The organism is Ruminiclostridium herbifermentans, assembly GCF_005473905.2.
Lineage (GTDB): Bacteria > Bacillota > Clostridia > Acetivibrionales > DSM-1351 > Ruminiclostridium > Ruminiclostridium herbifermentans.
In genome coordinates, this window is sequence record NZ_CP061336.1 from 228,743 (window position 1) to 246,309 (window position 17,567).

At 31.5% G+C, this 17,567-nt stretch carries 13 protein-coding genes; 10 read left to right on the plus strand and 3 right to left on the minus strand.

Going from position 1 to position 17,567, the window contains the following annotated elements:
* Window positions 1–107: 107 nt before the first annotated feature.
* From EHE19_RS00985 to EHE19_RS01010, 6 genes are all read left to right on the plus strand, one after another.
* Window positions 108–1,796, plus strand: coding sequence for an ABC transporter substrate-binding protein (locus EHE19_RS00985; protein WP_137697225.1), 1,689 nt, complete (start codon window positions 108–110; stop codon window positions 1,794–1,796).
* A gap of 827 nt (window positions 1,797–2,623) precedes the next feature.
* Window positions 2,624–3,601 carry an ABC transporter permease gene (locus EHE19_RS00990; RefSeq protein ID WP_137697226.1) on the plus strand — a complete coding sequence of 326 codons (978 nt, stop codon included), beginning with the start codon at window positions 2,624–2,626 and terminating at the stop codon, window positions 3,599–3,601.
* 9 nt (window positions 3,602–3,610) lie between these two features.
* Complete coding sequence (locus EHE19_RS00995) at window positions 3,611–4,525, plus strand: carbohydrate ABC transporter permease (protein WP_137697227.1); 915 nt, start codon at window positions 3,611–3,613, stop codon at window positions 4,523–4,525.
* A gap of 18 nt (window positions 4,526–4,543) precedes the next feature.
* A complete protein-coding gene (locus EHE19_RS01000) occupies window positions 4,544–5,767 on the plus strand; it encodes an endo-1,4-beta-xylanase (RefSeq protein ID WP_137697228.1) in 1,224 nt (407 codons plus the stop codon).
* A gap of 574 nt (window positions 5,768–6,341) precedes the next feature.
* Window positions 6,342–9,479, plus strand: coding sequence for a glycoside hydrolase family 2 TIM barrel-domain containing protein (locus EHE19_RS01005; protein WP_137697229.1), 3,138 nt, complete (start codon window positions 6,342–6,344; stop codon window positions 9,477–9,479).
* Between the two features lie 89 nt (window positions 9,480–9,568).
* Window positions 9,569–10,090: a nitroreductase family protein gene (locus EHE19_RS01010; RefSeq protein ID WP_137697230.1), complete on the plus strand. Its 522-nt coding sequence runs from the start codon at window positions 9,569–9,571 to the stop codon at window positions 10,088–10,090.
* Between the two features lie 202 nt (window positions 10,091–10,292).
* On the opposite strand, the gene EHE19_RS01015 is transcribed toward EHE19_RS01010, so the two are convergent.
* Genes EHE19_RS01015 through EHE19_RS01025 form a run of 3 tightly spaced genes read right to left on the minus strand, consistent with a single transcriptional unit; the run spans window position 10,293 to window position 14,164 of the window.
* The gene (locus tag EHE19_RS01015; RefSeq protein ID WP_137697231.1) at window positions 10,293–10,940 is read right to left on the minus strand and encodes a response regulator; all 648 of its coding nucleotides are present in this window, start codon (window positions 10,938–10,940) and stop codon (window positions 10,293–10,295) included.
* Window positions 10,915–12,537: a sensor histidine kinase gene (locus EHE19_RS01020; protein ID WP_137697232.1), complete on the minus strand. Its 1,623-nt coding sequence runs from the start codon at window positions 12,535–12,537 to the stop codon at window positions 10,915–10,917. Before EHE19_RS01020 ends, EHE19_RS01015 begins: the two co-directional genes overlap by 26 nt.
* Before the next feature lie 31 nt (window positions 12,538–12,568).
* Window positions 12,569–14,164: a peptide ABC transporter substrate-binding protein gene (locus EHE19_RS01025; protein WP_137697233.1), complete on the minus strand. Its 1,596-nt coding sequence runs from the start codon at window positions 14,162–14,164 to the stop codon at window positions 12,569–12,571.
* A gap of 539 nt (window positions 14,165–14,703) precedes the next feature.
* Between EHE19_RS01025 and EHE19_RS01030 the strand changes: the two genes are divergently transcribed.
* The 4 genes from EHE19_RS01030 to EHE19_RS01045 all read left to right on the plus strand — a co-directional run bounded on the left by EHE19_RS01030 (window position 14,704) and on the right by EHE19_RS01045 (window position 17,522).
* Window positions 14,704–14,997 (plus strand): CXXX repeat peptide modification system protein, encoded by a 294-nt coding sequence (locus EHE19_RS01030; RefSeq protein ID WP_244648304.1) that lies wholly within the window; start codon window positions 14,704–14,706, stop codon window positions 14,995–14,997.
* 471 nt (window positions 14,998–15,468) lie between these two features.
* The gene (locus EHE19_RS01035; protein WP_137697234.1) at window positions 15,469–15,801 is read left to right on the plus strand and encodes a helix-turn-helix domain-containing protein; all 333 of its coding nucleotides are present in this window, start codon (window positions 15,469–15,471) and stop codon (window positions 15,799–15,801) included.
* 10 nt (window positions 15,802–15,811) lie between these two features.
* Complete coding sequence (locus tag EHE19_RS01040; RefSeq protein WP_137697235.1) at window positions 15,812–16,684, plus strand: ImmA/IrrE family metallo-endopeptidase; 873 nt, start codon at window positions 15,812–15,814, stop codon at window positions 16,682–16,684.
* Window positions 16,671–17,522 carry a hypothetical protein gene (locus EHE19_RS01045; RefSeq protein ID WP_137697236.1) on the plus strand — a complete coding sequence of 284 codons (852 nt, stop codon included), beginning with the start codon at window positions 16,671–16,673 and terminating at the stop codon, window positions 17,520–17,522. Before EHE19_RS01040 ends, EHE19_RS01045 begins: the two co-directional genes overlap by 14 nt.
* The last annotated feature ends 45 nt before the right edge of the window (window positions 17,523–17,567 follow it).

Here is a 17,567-nt window from a genome sequence, read left to right on the forward strand (position 1 = left end):
TAAATATGTATTTTCACAAATTGAAAAAAACTTTGTTGTATCAGATAATATTATTACAGTATACTTAATGTTTATACTGAACATAGATATTATAAGGAGGACGACAAATGTTAGGAAAAAAAAGGCTTGTAAGTTTGTTTTTAGCACTAGCAATGATGGGTTCTGTTATTGCAGGCTGCGGCGGAAATACTGATTCAAAAGACAGTGAAACCGCTTCAACTAATACAGGATCAAAAGATGCTTCTCTCGAGCCAATCGAAATAAGCTTTTTCATCTCTGACCCAGGTCAGGCAGCTACGCCAGATAATAAGATTTATAAGCTAATACAGGAAAAATTAGGCGTCACATGTAATTTTGAATTCCTTGTAGGGGATAAGGATCAAAAAATAGGTGTTATGATTGCAGGTGGCGACTATCCGGATGTAGTTTCGGTTGATACATTTACTAATCCTAAGTTCACTGGTGCTGGAGCATTAATTCCACTTGAAGATTTAATAGCTGAACATGCTCCAAATCTTAAAAAACACTATGAACCATACAAAAATAAAGTTAAGGATTCATCTGATGGACATTTCTACATAATGCCTGATTACGGTGTATTCTATAATGAATATCAAACAAATATTTGGCAAGGACCTGCATTCTGGATACAGAAAGCTGTATTAGCTGAATTCGGATATCCACAGGTTAAGACATTAGATCAGTACTTTGATTTGATTGAAAAATATCAAGCTAAGTATCCTGAAATAGACGGACAAAAAACTATAGGTTTTGAAATACTTTCAGATGGATGGAGAGACTTCTGCTTAAAGAATCCTCCTGAGCACTTGATTGGACATCCAAATGATGGTCAAGTTGTTGTTGATTATGAGACAAATGTAGCAGAATTCTTCTGGGATAAAGATTATGCAAAGAGATATTACAAGAAGCTTAACGAAATGTACAACAAAGGTTTAATTGACCCAGAAACATTTACAATGAATTATGACCAGTACATGGCTAAATTGTCTAGTGGTAGAGTACTAGGTACATTTGACCAATTCTGGAACTTCAGTAATGCAGATTTGACACTTAAGCAACAGAACAAAATTGAAAGAACATGGGCTCCATGCGCTATAACATATGATGAGAGCATTAAGCCTTACTATCAAGACAGAGATGTATTAAATGTTAATACAGGATTTGCTATAACTACAAGCTGTAAAGATCCTGTAAGAGTTATAAAATTCTTTGATACATTATTAACTGAAGAATGGCAAAAAATATTAGGTTGGGGTATTGAAGGCGAAGATTACTTCGTAGATGAAAACGGTCAATTCTATAGAAATGAAGAACAACGTAGAAATTACGAAGATCAGTCTTGGAGACTTGCAAATATGGCATACTACTTATGGTATTATGCACCTAAGATGGAAGGTTCATTCTCAGATGGAAACGCATGTACTCCAGGTTTCCAGAAGAAAGAATTCTATGAATCATTATTGGATTATGATAAGAACTTCTTAAAGCAATATGGATATGAAGCTTGGACACAGTTCCTAAATGATCCTCCTGAAAACAGAGTATCATATCCAGCATGGGGAATTGACTTAGTAGATGGTTCACCTGCAAGCTTGGCTAATACTAAGATAGGTGAAACTGGTACTAAATATCTTCCAAAGTGCATACTTGCAAAACCAGGTGAATTTGACAAGATATGGGATGAATATGTAACTGAACTACATAAGTGTGATATTCAAGCTTATTTGGATAGAATAAATGACCAGCTCAAGTGGAGAGCAGAAAACTGGAAATAAATAATCATTTATAATGATTTGTATCATTGGAGCATATGAAAATATGCTCCAATGATTATAACGAGGCAAGAAAGTGTCCTCTGCTTCAAAAAGTGGAGAGTATCTCTTTTGATATAAGAAGGTAAAATATCTGCCTCGATGAAACGTTGCTAAATGTTATAACTCGAAAATAAAGTATGTACGAACAAGGTGCATTTTCGAGCAACAAAACCACGAGTGGGTTTTAACGGTGTATGTGTTTTTCTACAATCGAAAAGTTTTATGTTGAATATAGGCGTTATAACGAGGCAAGAAAGTGTCCCCCGCTTCAAAAAGTGGAGAATATCTCTTCTGATATAAGAAGTTGAAAACAGCTCCCGCCTCGGTGAAACGCCGAAAAATGTAATAACAAGGTGGATTTTTGAGCAACAAAAACCACAAGTGATTTTGACGGTGTATAAATACTTATGTACATCGAAAAATTTCATATAGAATATAGGCGTTATAACGAGGTAAGAAAGTTATATCTACTTATAAAAGCGGAGGGTACCTATTTTGAGTTATAAGAAGGTAATAGTATCTTCCACCTCGATGAAACGCTGCTAATGTAATGAAATTTTTCTACAATCGAAAAATTTCATATAGAATATAGGCGTTATAACGAGGCAAGAAAGTGTCCCTGCTTCAAAAAAGTGGAGAGTATCTTTTTTGATTTAAGAAGATGAGAATATCTTCCGCCTCGATGCAACACCGCTAATGAAATAAAATTTTAAAATCAAAAAATTTTATTTTAATCTAGGTGTTATAAAACAGAAGGAAATTCAATTTCTGATTGACTGGAGGGCAGTATGGCTAACAATATATCTGCTTTAAATGACAACAAAAATCCAAGGGAGCAAATACAGTTATCATTGAAAACAAGTAAGTGGAAGCAAATAAAGAATCAAAAACAACTGTTTTTTATGTCTGTGCCCTTGCTTATTTACATATTATTATTTTATTATGCACCAATATGGGGCTGGCTCATGGCTTTCCAGAATTATAAACCTGCTAAATCATTCTTTGATCAGAAGTGGGTTGGCCTGCAGCATTTTGAATATTTAATTAAAGATGAAGCCTTCATAAGGGATTTTAGAAATACCCTTTGTATGAGTGTAATTAATCTTGTACTTAGCTTTGTGACAGCGGTAATACTAGCACTGCTATTAAATGAACTTAAGAATATATTTTTTAAGAGAACAATTCAAACAATATCATATTTGCCACACTTCTTATCATGGATAATTGTTTGCGGTATAGTTCAAACTACTTTATCTACAGAAGGCGGTATAGTAAATGAAGTTCTAATGGCTATAGGACTCATTGACTCTCCTGTTTTGTGGCTGAGTGAGGGTAAATATTTTTGGGGAATAGTTGGAGCAACCAATGTTTGGAAGGAACTTGGTTGGAACACCATTATTTATATAGCAGCTATAGCAGCGATAGACCCCGCGCAATATGAAGCTGCTGATATAGACGGCGCAGGAAGATTTAGGAAAATGTGGCATGTAACTCTTCCAGGTATTAAACCTACAATTATTATTTTATTGATAATGAACATCGGACGTGTTATGGATGCTGGATTTGAAATTCAGTACATATTGGGTAATGGATTGATTTCTGATTGGTCAGAAACAATTGATATTTATGTTTTGAAATATGGTATTAAGCAATTTAATTATTCATTAGCGACAGCAGCAGGAATTATAAGAAGTGTAATCAGTATCATATTACTGTTTGCAGCGAACTTTATAGCTAAAAAACTAGGCGAAGAAAGGCTTGTATAGGGTGATGCTATGAATATAAAACAAAGACAACTAAAGATAGGAGATGTAGTATTTACTACCTTCAATACAATATTTATGTTGGCATTGGCGGTTGTTACTCTTTATCCTTTTTTAAATACAGTAGCGGTATCTTTTAATGATGGACTTGATACTATCAGAGGTGGAATTTATCTCTGGCCAAGAATTTTTTCATTACAGAATTACAAGGCTGTTTTCTTCTCAGGAACTGTGTATAATGCATTTTTTGTTTCAGTAGCTAGAACAGTGCTGTCAACAGTATTAAATTTGTTCCTAACAACAATGCTATCTTATACCTTAAGCAGAAGAGAATATGTTTTAAGGAAGCAAATCACAGTTATTGTTGTTTTGACTATGTATTTTAATGCAGGACTTATACCTAATTATTTCTTGATAAAGGGCTTAGGACTACTTAATAATTTCTGGGTATATGTAATACCTACACTTATATCAGGATTTAATATGATTGTTATAAGAACTTATATCCTAAGCATACCTGAGAGTTTAGTTGAATCAGCAAGAATTGATGGAGCAGGAGATTTCAGAATATTCATTAAAGTAATATTCCCTCTATGTAAACCTGTTCTTGCAACAATAGCTTTATTCGTAGCAGTTGGTTCATGGAATAGCTGGTTTGATACATTTATATATTGTTCATCGAGACAAGATTTAAGTACTTTGCAGTATGAATTGATGAAATTGCTATCATCTACTTCAAATGCAAATGCTAATCCAGCTATGGCAGCTGGTATTGGTGCAAGTTCCCAGTCTGCCGCAGGTCTGGTTACGCCATTATCAATAAGGGCAGCAATAACTATTGTTGCAGCAATGCCAATAATTGTTGTGTATCCATTCCTTCAAAAGCATTTTATTGTTGGATTAAGCGTTGGAAGTGTAAAAGAATAAATTATAGGAGAAACGACTTTGGACAGATATGCACATAGAATTGGTACAAAACAATTAAAGGTTGAAGGCAAGAATGGAGTTCCTTTGAGCAATCAGCAAGTTGATATATGTCAGAAAAAGCATAAGTTTCTTTTTGGATGTAGTGAGTTTACATCAATAATGTATGCAAATAACGAAATTAAAGATTCTGAAAAAGAATTTTATGAAGAACGTTACAATAAATTTACTAATTTATTTAACTACGTAACCTTGCCTTTTTATTGGGCAAATTTTGAACCAATTAAGGGGCAGCCTAAAACGGCAAAATTTAAGAATGCAGCAAAGTTGTGGGAATCAAAAGGATTGGTGATAAAAGGTCATCCTTTGTGCTGGCATACTTTGGCTCCAACATGGTTGCTTGAGTTAAATAATGCAGATATTATAAAGGAACAGCTTAACCGCATATACCGAGATGTAACAGATTTTGCTGGACTAATTGATATGTGGGATGTAATAAATGAAGTTGTAATAATGCCTATATTTGACAAGTACGATAATGGAATTACACGCATATGCAACGAATTGGGGGCTGTAAAGCTTGTCAGTGAAGTATTTAAGGCGGCGAAGGAATCAAACCCTAATGCATTTCTTCTTATAAATGATTTTAATACTTCAGAAGAATATGCAAGAGCAATTGAAATTCTTCTTGAAGCAGATGTACCTATTGATGCTATTGGTATTCAGTCACATATGCATCAAGGCTACTGGGGAATAGAAAAGACAGAGAAGGTTCTTGAAAGATTTTCCCGTTTCAAATTGCCAATACATTTTACTGAGAATACATTAGTGTCTGGACATATTATGCCCCCAGAAATTGAAGACCTTAATGATTATCAAATACCTGAATGGCCTACAACACAAGAAGGTGAAGAGAGGCAGGCAAGAGAAGCGGTAATGCATTACAAGACGCTTTTTGCTCATCCTCTAGTCGAATCAATAACTTGGTGGGATTTTGCAGACGGAGCGTGGCTGCGTGCTCCTTCAGGTTTCTTAACAAAAGAAAATAGAGTAAAACCTGTATATAATGAAATATATAACTTAGTGAAAAATGAATGGTGGCTAAATAAACAGAGTTTTACAACTGATGAAAATGGATTCATAAATTTAAAAGGATACTTTGGCGAATATGAATTAACCTACAAAGGTAATAATGTAACATTTGAATTAAATAATCAAGATCAAAAAATAACCCTAAATGTTTAAACATTTAGGGTTATTTTTATGAAAATAAGAATTTATAAGTTGAAAAAGTGTTAAAATAGCAATGTTAACTATAAACTTGAATTTTTGCATAATATAAATTCTAGACTAATAAATTTTTGCATTCGGGAATTGAAAGAGTCATTAACCTTTCACATATAGAGGCGTTGTTAAACAAATATCGAGTGTTTGCAGAAGAAAGGAGTAGCCCATATAAGTGCTTGTACGGATATTTTGATATTGAAGAAATTTGTGATAAATATTTTGTGTGGTTATTTTTAACACGTGCTTGCCTAGATTGGTGTATTATCATAAAAGTGTAGATTGTGTCTATACATAAAAGGTTATTTTTCAATACTATTGAAAAATTTACATAAATAATATATTATTGGTAATAATAATTTAAACTTATTTTGTTAATTTATTTTGAACTGAGTTTGCAGGTAAAAGCAACAGACCTTTATAGTTAAGCTTATAAATGATTATTGAAATTTAAAGTTGTCAATAAATCATGGATAGGCTCTTCATAATTGTTTTATTATAAAATTTTGCCTGTATGCGGCACAGGAGGGGTTGTATGATAGTAGAAAAGTTTTTTGAGAATCCCAAAGTACTTCATGTAAATACAATGGATAACAGAGCATATTTTGTTCCGTATTCTAACATTGATGAGGCTTTATCAGCAGACAGGACATGCTCAGGACGATTTCACCTGCTAAATGGTTATTGGAATTTTGAATATTTTAATAGTATTTATGATGTTACAGAAAAATTTTATGAACCAGGCTATGATTTCTCCAAGTTTAATAAAATACCCGTACCAGGAGCATGGCAAAACTTTGGGTATGATAAACATCAGTATACAAATATTAAGTACCCATTTCCATATGACCCTCCATACGTACCTACTGAGAATCCATGTGGGGTATACATCAGACATTTTGAGATTGACAGTAAATTTAATAATTTAAGAAAGTTTTTGAATTTTGAAGGAGTAGATTCATGTTTCTATCTTTGGATAAATGGCAATTTTGTAGGATATAGTCAAGTATCGCATGCAACAAGTGAATTCGATATTACAGACCTTGTGCATGAAGGCACTAATACCATTGCAGTATTAGTACTTAAATGGTGTGATGGCAGTTATTTTGAGGATCAAGACAAATTCAGAATGTCAGGAATTTTCAGGGATGTTTATATACTATTCAGACCTCAAGAGCATATACGGGATTTCTTTGTTAAAATAAACTTGAAAAACCAATATAAACAGGCAGATATATCTGTTGAGTTGGAATACTTTAATAACCAGATATCCATAGATTATATACTTTATGACGTTAGCGGTAAGAATATAATACAAAAGGGTAAAGCAGATGGGAATTGTATCAACTTTACAGTAAATCATCCCCAATTGTGGAATGCGGAGACCCCATATCTGTATACCTTGGTTTTAAGTTCTGGTGATGAAGCAATTTCCACAAAGCTAGGCATTAGAGAGATAAAAATAGAGAATAGAGTAGTACATTTAAATGGACAAAAAGTGAAGTTTAAAGGTGTAAATCGACATGACAGTAATCCAGTAACAGGTCCAGCAGTTACTATTGAAGATATGCTTTTAGACTTAATGATAATGAAGCAGCATAATATAAATGCAATTCGCACTAGTCACTATCCAAACTCGCCTGTATTTTTGGAACTCTGCGACAAATATGGATTTTATGTTATTGATGAGGCAGATATTGAAACCCATGGGACTACAACAATATATGTGGAAACCAAGGATGGCAGTGAATATCCTTTATTAGCTCATAATCCACTATACGAAGAAACTATATTGGATAGAGTACAACGATGTGTTACAAGAGACAAAAATCGTCCTTGTGTGGTAATTTGGTCTTTAGGGAATGAATCAGGATATGGCAGAAATTTTGAAAATGCTCTTAGGTGGATAAAAAGCTATGATACTAGCAGACTTACGCACTACGAAAGTGCATTATATCCACCATCTGGATACAAGTGTGATTATAGTAATTTAGATTTATATAGTAGAATGTATGCTTCATGTGAAGATATAATCAATTATTTTGAAAACAATAATTGGGACAAGCCTTTCATTCAGTGTGAATTTGTTCATGCAATGGGGAATGGGCCTGGAGACATTGAAGAGTATTATGAACTGATTGAAAAGTATGATGGCTTTTGTGGTGGTTTTGTTTGGGAATGGTGCGACCATGCCATCTTTATGGGGAAAACTGAAAAGGGTAGAGAAAAATTTTACTACGGTGGAGATTTCGGGGATTATCCTAATGATGGGAATTTCTGTATAGATGGACTTGTTTACCCTGATAGAAGACCTTATACTGGTCTTTTAGAGTACAAAAATGTTATAAGGCCAGTGAGGATAATTAAAGCCAATATTAAGGATGGAAAAATCACTATTAAAAATATGCTTGATTTCTATAATTTAAAGGATTATTTATATATAACTTATCAGGTGACAAAGAATGGAAGGGTTATATATGAAGGATTTATAGACGACAGCAGCATATTAAATGTAAAGCCTCATAATGAAAAAGTTATTTATCTTAATATTGATAGTATAAATGAAGGAAATTGCTATATTAAATTTAATTACATCCAGAAAAATGACATGGAATTTACTAAAAGAGGACATGTTCTTGGATTTGATCAGATTGAAGTATCTGTGGAGAAAAGATATGGCACTAGCAGTAAAATTGATAGTATAATTAAAAAGGACATGATGGCACAAGCTAGTTTAAATAGAGAAGGTTCTAGGTCAGAGGAAAATCAAGAGGTCTTTGATAACAACGAACAAGTAAATTCAGAACAGAGTAATTTATATGTCAAAGAGAATGATAAGAATGTTTTTGTTGTTGGTCAAAATTTTAAATACACCTATAACAAAAATACAGGTGTATTTGACCAGATCGTATACAATAACGAGATTATATTATCAAAACCAATGAACTACAATATTTGGAGGGCGCCAACAGATAACGATAAGATCATGAGCGAGAAGTGGAAAGCATGTGGGTATGATAGAACTATTTCAAGAGTATACTCAACATCAGTTTCTCAATTGGGAAGCAGCATACGAATTGTAAGTGAATTATCATTAGCAGCAGTGCACATTCAGAGGATACTCAACATAAGCGCTCAATGGCTAATTGGGGATAATGGTACAGTGGCCTTTAATATGCAAGTTGAAAAGAATATGGAAATGCCTTTTCTTCCAAGATTTGGAATACGTTTCTTTCTTCCTAAAGAAATTAACAATGTAGAATACTTTGGATACGGCCCTTATGAAAGCTATCCAGACAAACATAGGGCTTCATATTTAGGTGAATTCAGGGCAAAGGTAAAAGACATGCATGAGGATTACATTAGACCACAAGAGAATGGAAGCCACTGGAATTGCCATTATGTAAAGCTGCTTTCAGATGATGGTGTAGGATTAGCAGCTACAAATAACGAGACCTTTTGTTTTAATGTTTCACACTATACACAGGAGGAGTTAGAGGCAAAGAAGCACAATTTTGAACTGGAGGAAAGTGGCTATACAGTTCTTTGTCTTGACTATACACAGAGCGGAATAGGTTCAAACAGCTGTGGACCAGAACTTGCGAAAAAATACAGGTTTGATGCTCAAAGGTTTGAGTTTAATATGACTTTTAAGCCAATAGTGGGAGTTTAGATGGTTATATAGAGTTAGAAAAGCTTATTATATAGGTTAAAATTTATTAAAACACAGTTTATAAGTTTTAAAATAGGGGGAATGTTAGTATGAATGAAACACTTAGAGTTTTAAAAGAAAGAAGAAGTGTTCGAAGGTATAAAAATGAGCAGATTACAGAAGAACAGCTTAACCAAATATTAGAAGCAGGCGAGTATGCACCAAGTGGGATGGGTACTCAATCAACTATAATGGTAGTTGTTCAGGATAAAGAAATGGTAAAAAGACTTTCAAAGCTAAATGCAAAATTTACTGGAGCACCTGACTCAGACCCATTTTATGGTGCGCCTACCGTAATTGTAGTATTAGCAGATAGTGAAAAAATAACATGTGTGGAAAATGGTAGTCTTGTAATGGGAAATCTGATGAATGCAGCCTATGCTGTTGGAGTAAACTCCTGCTGGATTCACAGAGCAAAGGAAATGTTTGAAAGTGAAGAGGGACGAACGCTTCTAAAGGAATGGGGAATAAAAGACAGCTATGTTGGAATTGGAAATTGCATATTAGGATATTATGATTCCCAGTACCCTGAAGCAAGACCTAGAAAAGAAGGCCGTATTATTAGAGTGTGATAGGGTTATGTAGGCTTAAAATTCAATACTGGTATAGAAATAGACACTTCTATATCAGTATTGAATATGTTGCATAAACAAAAGGGTGTATAAATGTTATCTTAGTTAATAATTTAACTTTCCTAGTTGAAAATTGTAGGTGTTAAACTTATCATTGGAAAGTTGAATTAATAATATTAAAACTCTATAAAAGTTAAATTGTTTATATAATACCGCTTTTTACAGCTAAAATTCCTAATTGAGTTCTGTCTTTAAGATTAAGCTTTTTAAGAATTCCAGAAATCACATTTCTGACGCTTCCCTCAGTAAGATAAATACTTTCAGCTATTTCTTTATTGCTTTTACCATCTACAATTAGCCTAATAATACTTAATTCTCTATTAGATAATTCAACATTTAAACCCTTATTTTCAATAATTGATATTTTTGAATGTGAATTAACCTTTTTTATAATATTGCTATAAGTATCCTTATGCATGATACCTAATCCAGCTGCCACACCTTTAACTGTCAGAACCAATTTCTCTTGATTTATATCTTTTAGTATATAGCCATCTGCTCCATAATTCAGTGCATTTTGTATTTTTTCATCATCATTAAATACTGTAAGCATTACCACTTTTGTTCGCATACATTTGGATTTTATTAATTTTGTCCCTTCAACTCCATCACATACAGGCATTTCTATATCCATTAAAACCACATCTGGAGAGAGTTGTTCACATAGCTTAAATGCTTCTTTGCCATTTTCTGCGCAACCAACAACGGTAATTTCTTTATCTTGCTCAAGTATTTTTTTAACACCTTCTCTAAAAAGTAATTGATCATCCGCTAACAAAACTTTTATCATCTATATTTCCCTCCTCAGTTATTACTAATGGTATTTCAACATGAATGTTGAAGCCGTTTTCTCCATCTGAACCAAACTTAATATCACCATTTAAAGCCTTAATTCGTTGTTGCATACCTTGTAGACCAAACCCATTGTCAAAACATATTTTTTTACAGCCAATGCCATTATCAAAAATAAAGAGCTTAATATTATTATCTGAGAATTTTAGTATGATGCTTGCCTCGGTTGCTTTCCCATGCTTAATTGAATTTGTGAGAGCTTCTTGGCATATTCTATATATTACTTCTGTATGGGATTTAGATATATTTTGTTCAATCTTATTAACCGATAGATCAACCTTCAAGCCCGAATATTCAAAATTATTGACTAACTTTTCTAAAATATCAAATAAGTTATCTTCTTCTTGCTTTGTTGAAGTTAAACCTGAAATTGAACGCCTTAATTCATTTAATCCATTACTAGTAACGAGAATGGCCTCATTAATGTGCTCTTCGGTTTCTTTAATATTTGTTTTACATGAGAGTAAGCTTACCTGTAAAAGGGCTATTAAAATACTAAGTGTTTGTCCTAGAGTATCATGTACATCTCTTGCAAGACGGTTACGTTCCTTTAAAACAGCAATTTCTTCTATAGTGGAAGCGTATTGCTTAAGCTTTATATTGGCATCTCTTAATTCTAGAATTAGACTTAGTGTGGACTTATTCTTCAAGTACAAACAAAGGGCAAATGCAAAACTTACTAAGCTGCATATAGTAAATAAGGCAATGTCACTTATAATCTTCTTTGTTATTTCATTAACGGGGATAACGTTAATAATCTTCCACGGTAAATTTTTAAAATTAAACAGGCTATATTTGTACTTTTTGTTATCCATCGACATAATTAAACTTTTATCATAATTAGTGATTTTTTGATCATTAAGGCTTTTATCTGTTATATAGTTTCCTAGAGTGCCTAAATGTGTGGAGGCAATTATTTTATTCTGATTATCTAAGATCATGAAATAACCATTTTCGCCTACTGTTGTACCCTGTACTAATTCAGATAGTTTAAAAACTTCAATATCTAGTCCTACCACACCAATGGGTCTGTTATATTCATCAACCACTCTTCGTATACAGCTAATTACATCTTCTTCATACCTAAAATCACTTTTATGTGATATCCAATAAAACTGCTTTTTCCCTTTGATCGCTTCTTTAAACCAATCTCTAGAACTAAAATAATTATCGGGTAAATCATTTTTATCCGGTAAAATGTAAGAGATGTATTTTCCTTCATTTGAAATAAAGTAAATATTACTTATTCTTGAATCTGGAACAATTATTGATTCAAATAGGGATAAAATATTATTTTTTAAAAGCCTGTTATTAACGTCATATGTAAGTAAATCTTTATTTTTTGATAATATATTTATTATGTTTTCAGGATAACTAAAAAAATTAACCACAGCTTTTGACTTCTGAGTCATACTTTGGCTTAGCATGACTTCATAATCTTCAATAGTATTTATGACAGAAAAATAACAGAAAATAATATTAAGTAAAACAAACAGTATAACAATAATGGTTTTAATTGATTTTGAAAAATTCATGTTTTCTCTCCGGATATTGTTTTAGTTGCTGTTAATTTTCTATATAACAATTCCTAAAGTAAATTTCAGCTAAGGAAGATTTAAAAAAGCCTTTAACATATGGCTGCAAATAATATGCATCTTTTTTATAGAATAATGGAATCAGAGTATATGAATCCATCAGAGTTTTTTCAGCCTCGTGCAATAAATCCATACGCAGTAGATTGTCAGTAGTAGTAATTGACGTCTCTACTAATGAATAATAGTTTGATGGAAATATATCCTTAAATGCATTTTCATTTGCTAAATAGCCTAAGAAGTTTATTGGATCTAAGAAATCTGCTATCCAATCGGCCACAATAATATCAAACTCTCTAGAGTTTCTTTTTTGAGAATATAAACCTTCTTTACATGCATCCACTTCAACGTTTATGCCTAAGTTATTTTCCCACTCATCTTCAATATACTTAACTGTTTGAGATTCTCTTGCAAGTATAACGACAGTGGGAAAGTCAGATAAGTCGGAATAACCAGCTTCCTTAAGTAAGGCTTTAGCTTTAATTATGTTTTGGGAATTGAATTCCTTACGCATAAGGTCTCCACCTTTTTCTCTGAAGTCAGTCTTTGACTGTGCGTCAGGTATACCAGGGGGTACAAAGCCTGTAGCAACTTCTTCACCATAATTGCGTTTCTCTACGATTCTATTTTTATTTAATGCTAGTTCTAAAGCTTGTCTAACTTTTATATTATCAAATGGCTTGTTTTTAGAATTAAAACATATAAAAAAAGTACTGGGATAATTTTCAAGACAAACATTATGTTTATTGGCTTTAATTTCATATGGAATATTTACTTCTTCGGGAAATACATACCCATAATGAATTTCCTTATTAAGATATCTATTCCAAACATCTTCATTATCTCTTCTTTCAATTAAGAAAGTAAGTGAATTCAGTTTTACATTGTTTTGATCCCAATAATATGGATTTTTAAGTGTTTTAATTTCTTTGTTATAATCCCAATCTACTAAATAAAAAGGACCATTACTTATTAATGTATATGGCTTTTTATCCCAAGAATTAGGATACTTATCAATTATGTCAGGTCTAACTGGATAATATGTATGGTAATTTAGTATTTCAAGAAAGTAAGGAGTTGGATTCTCAAGTATTACCTCAAGAGTATGGTCATCTATTGCTTTTACTCCTACATCATCAATTCTTGCATTATTTTTATTATATGCTTGCCCATTTTTTATAAAATACATCATAGATACAACTGCCGAATTTTTATTTGGGTCTAAAGCACGCTTCCATGCATATTCAAATTGGTAAGCTGTAATGGGTTCACCATCGCTCCATTTGGCATTTTTTCTTAAGTGAAAGGTGTACTTCAAGCTATCTTTTGATACTTCCCAGCTTTCAGCTATTCCTGGTTCAATTGAACCCTCTTCATTTCGTCTGACAAGTCCCTCCCATAGATTACATGCAATGTACTGCTCGTTTAATAGTCTTAGATAAGCGGGGTCTAGGGATGTAACTCCAAAATCAAGAGCCGCTACTAAGTCTTGTTCAACTTCTATTTTTTGCGAGCAACCAGAAGATAATAATGTAATAAGTATAATAATTAATAAAATTGATCTTCTCATAAAATATCCTTCCAATTATGTATTTAATTAAAAATAAAAGAAATAATTTAGACATAAATAATCTAATAATCATTTATTATATCAAATTAATAACATTATTGTATTATTAAAGTATTATGACATTTGTAATTTTATTAAGAGAATCTATTATAAATGTCATAGGATTGATGATAATCATTATATTGTTGTTATCAGCAGTTAAAATATAATTTATTTGAAAAGATTAGTAACATGAAGTATTTGTATAGTTGCGATAGATACACATTCTTAAATCGGAAATTAATAAAAAAATTAATACTCTTAATAATACTTTCATACTTTTTTAAATTCATTATCAGAAATTAACCAAATAAAATTAATACTTCTTCGCATATTCAATGCTTAATAAGTCATGTTGAGAGAGACATCAAGAAAACTTCAGAGCTATATTAAGAAAATACAGAATATGAATTTGTTAATTAACGTTAATTAAATGGAAATCATTGATTATGGTGTTCCATTTGAATAAATTTTTTTAAATTGAAAGGCTGGTAATAAATATGTTGGCAATGAAAGAGTTTATTGGAAAAGTAACGGAAGAAGAAAAGAACGAGATGCTAAATCTTCATAAAAAAAAGATGGGGTTGGAGGAACTTCCAAGCCGTCTGGATAGTATTGGTTTATCTGATATAACCAAAAACATTGTACTAGAAAAAATAATTTTAGAGTCTCAGAAGGTTAAGGCAGATGTACAGGCTTGGTGGAATAGAATGTTTGAAAAGTATAATTGGAAGAAAGAGGAAGGTAAAGCATGTCACATTAATTTTGAGACAAGGGAGATATTTTTTGATTAGTAAATATTATTTATAACAAGAAACAGGTAATAAATGTGGTGGTTGGATGAAACGTCTATTAGCAAAAAGTAATCAAATGAAATTAAAGAGATATAAAAGGATATACTTGTTTTACTAACTGCAGAGTTTCAGCTGCTTATATGAATGTGGCACTATTAAATGGTAAGACTTGGTTTATATATATATACATATAAATTTAAAAATGTTTGTAAATAATTATTACAAATAATAATGGCACTAGAGGATACGGCATTCTTTTAGTGCCATTATTGCTTAATATTAATACAGAATAAATAAACGAAGGTAGGGTGAAAATTGTGAATATACTAACACCAGTTAGATTTTCGAATTCAATATTGCAAGACCTTTATACAATTGATTCTAAAATAGAAATAATTATATACATATAGTAACAAATAATTGCTAAAATAGAAATTATATAATATACTTAAATTAAGGGGAGTGATATATATGACATTGATAAGTGACAGAATTAGAGAATTAAGAGAAAATAAAAAAATAAGTTCAAAAGATTTGTGCTCCATACTTAATTTTAATCCTTCAACTTATAGTAAATTGGAGAATAATAAAAAATCAATTGATGTTGAAGAACTTAAGAAAATTTCTGAATTTTATAATGTATCAGCAGACTATATTCTTGGCATTGATAAACCTAAAAACGATATTATTGCATATATGAAAAAAGATAAGGAACTTGATGATAATGATATAAAAGAAGTTCAAATGATTTTGTCAATGATGGATGAGGCTATAGCATTTAATGAAATAAGAAGCAGGATTTAGGAGGAATCAGATGTTATCAGATCCAGAGTTAGAGAAAATAGAAGAAAAGGCTTTGTACCAAAGGAGAATTCATGTTTTAGGGGATGAATCTCCAATAGGAAATAAGATATTTAATCTTATAGAGAATACCTATAAATCTTATATGATGCTATATCCTTTAAAGACAAAAAAAGTTGCAGGATTTACAAGAAAGCAGGGTGAGAATATTCAAATATTTATAAATACTAGTTTTAATACTAGTTTTCAAATATTTGCAGCTGCCCATGAACTTTACCACCTCATAGATTTTGAAGAAAATAATACAGATGAATTCATTGTTTGTAATAATCAAGATATTTCAGAGAATATAGATGATAAAAATAAAAATATAGTAGAGTTAAAAGCAAATTATTTTTCTGCTGCTTTTTTATTGCCTGCAAGTGTTATAAGAAATAGATTTGAGACTTTTAAAAAAAGTGATCTATATTTTGAAGAGAACATGATTATAGAAATAATAAAGCTGCAGTATGAATATGAAGTGCCTTTCAAAACAGTTCTAAAAAGATTAAAAGAACTTAAGCTAGTGGGTGATAATAAATTCAATAAATTATTAGAAATTAACGATAATCTCACTTATTATTGCAAAATGATGGATGATGCTATATTTAAAAGAATTAACGAGCTTGAGAGTCCAAGCTATAGAAAGTATCATTCTCTCAATGTTCCTAAAATGGCTTATGATATATACCGTAATGGTTTGATTTCATTTGATAAACTGGAAAGCAAATTGAACCAATATGATAAGAATATAAGTGATTTTAATCTTCAAAGACCAGAGATTACACCAATTGATATTGACTTTTCAAGTTTTGGAACTGGAGATGTGGCAGATGATGAAGATTGAGACCCCCGTACTTTTTGATGCAAATATTCTTATAAATTTTAAGGGGCAATTAAAGTTTTTGTTTGGCTTTTTTACAGAAGTATTGATACATAAGCAAGTTTATGAAGAAGCAGTTGGACAAGCTTTAAAGGATGAAATTCACTCACTGAAAAATTCTATTTCTATAAAATTTGTTGATGATAGATTTCCTACAGATGATATTGGAAGAACTTTAGTAAAAGAATGTGACAAAGAACTTAGAATGTCTTTTAATATTGATAAATGTGAAGATTTAGGTGAGTATAAGACTTTACTATATGCAAAATTCAATAATGTCAGTATATTGACATCTCAAGACACAACTGTTTGGTCTTTCATAACTAGGTCTAAATATTTTATGGGATTAAAATGCATAACAATACAAGACTTTTCTTATATTATATATTTATCAGCCTCTAATAAAAAAGAAAGAAAACTTGCAAAAACTCTTTATTCTAAATTTGCTAGAGAAGAGCACCCATTTGAATGTTTTAAAAGTTTTATGGAACGAAACAAAAATGAAATTCCCCAATATATTGAATACGAAAATAATAGAATACAGAATTATGAGCAACTATTACAAGAGTATGCAGAATATTACTCTGACGATTGCATTGATATGATGCAGGTATCTTATGAAATAGAAAATGCCGCAAAATTACATCCGAACACATGTATAAGCTGTATTTATTCAAGAATGGATAAAAATAGGTGTGATTACTTAATACGCAAATGTAAATATGAATACTCTTTCAATGATAATGATTGCATAAATATACGTGATGTATTTGATAGGAGAATAAGAAGTAGGGGGAGGTAGTGGAAAAGACCTAATTCTGAGTCCAAACTGTTTTCTATTATATGA

What these genes read in the sequence shown, in the direction of transcription:
- EHE19_RS00985 (WP_137697225.1), top strand. Translation starts at nt 108, where the DNA reads ATGTTAGGAAAAAAAAGGCTTGTAAGTTTGTTTTTAGCACTAGCAATG.
- EHE19_RS00990 (WP_137697226.1), top strand. Translation starts at nt 2,624, where the DNA reads ATGGCTAACAATATATCTGCTTTAAATGACAACAAAAATCCAAGGGAG.
- EHE19_RS00995 (WP_137697227.1), top strand. Translation starts at nt 3,611, where the DNA reads ATGAATATAAAACAAAGACAACTAAAGATAGGAGATGTAGTATTTACT.
- EHE19_RS01005 (WP_137697229.1), top strand. Translation starts at nt 6,342, where the DNA reads ATGATAGTAGAAAAGTTTTTTGAGAATCCCAAAGTACTTCATGTAAAT.
- EHE19_RS01010 (WP_137697230.1), top strand. Translation starts at nt 9,569, where the DNA reads ATGAATGAAACACTTAGAGTTTTAAAAGAAAGAAGAAGTGTTCGAAGG.
- EHE19_RS01015 (WP_137697231.1), bottom strand. Translation starts at nt 10,940, where the DNA reads ATGATAAAAGTTTTGTTAGCGGATGATCAATTACTTTTTAGAGAAGGT.
- EHE19_RS01020 (WP_137697232.1), bottom strand. Translation starts at nt 12,537, where the DNA reads ATGAATTTTTCAAAATCAATTAAAACCATTATTGTTATACTGTTTGTT.
- EHE19_RS01025 (WP_137697233.1), bottom strand. Translation starts at nt 14,164, where the DNA reads ATGAGAAGATCAATTTTATTAATTATTATACTTATTACATTATTATCT.
- EHE19_RS01030 (WP_244648304.1), top strand. Translation starts at nt 14,704, where the DNA reads ATGTTGGCAATGAAAGAGTTTATTGGAAAAGTAACGGAAGAAGAAAAG.
- EHE19_RS01035 (WP_137697234.1), top strand. Translation starts at nt 15,469, where the DNA reads ATGACATTGATAAGTGACAGAATTAGAGAATTAAGAGAAAATAAAAAA.
- EHE19_RS01040 (WP_137697235.1), top strand. Translation starts at nt 15,812, where the DNA reads ATGTTATCAGATCCAGAGTTAGAGAAAATAGAAGAAAAGGCTTTGTAC.
- EHE19_RS01045 (WP_137697236.1), top strand. Translation starts at nt 16,671, where the DNA reads ATGATGAAGATTGAGACCCCCGTACTTTTTGATGCAAATATTCTTATA.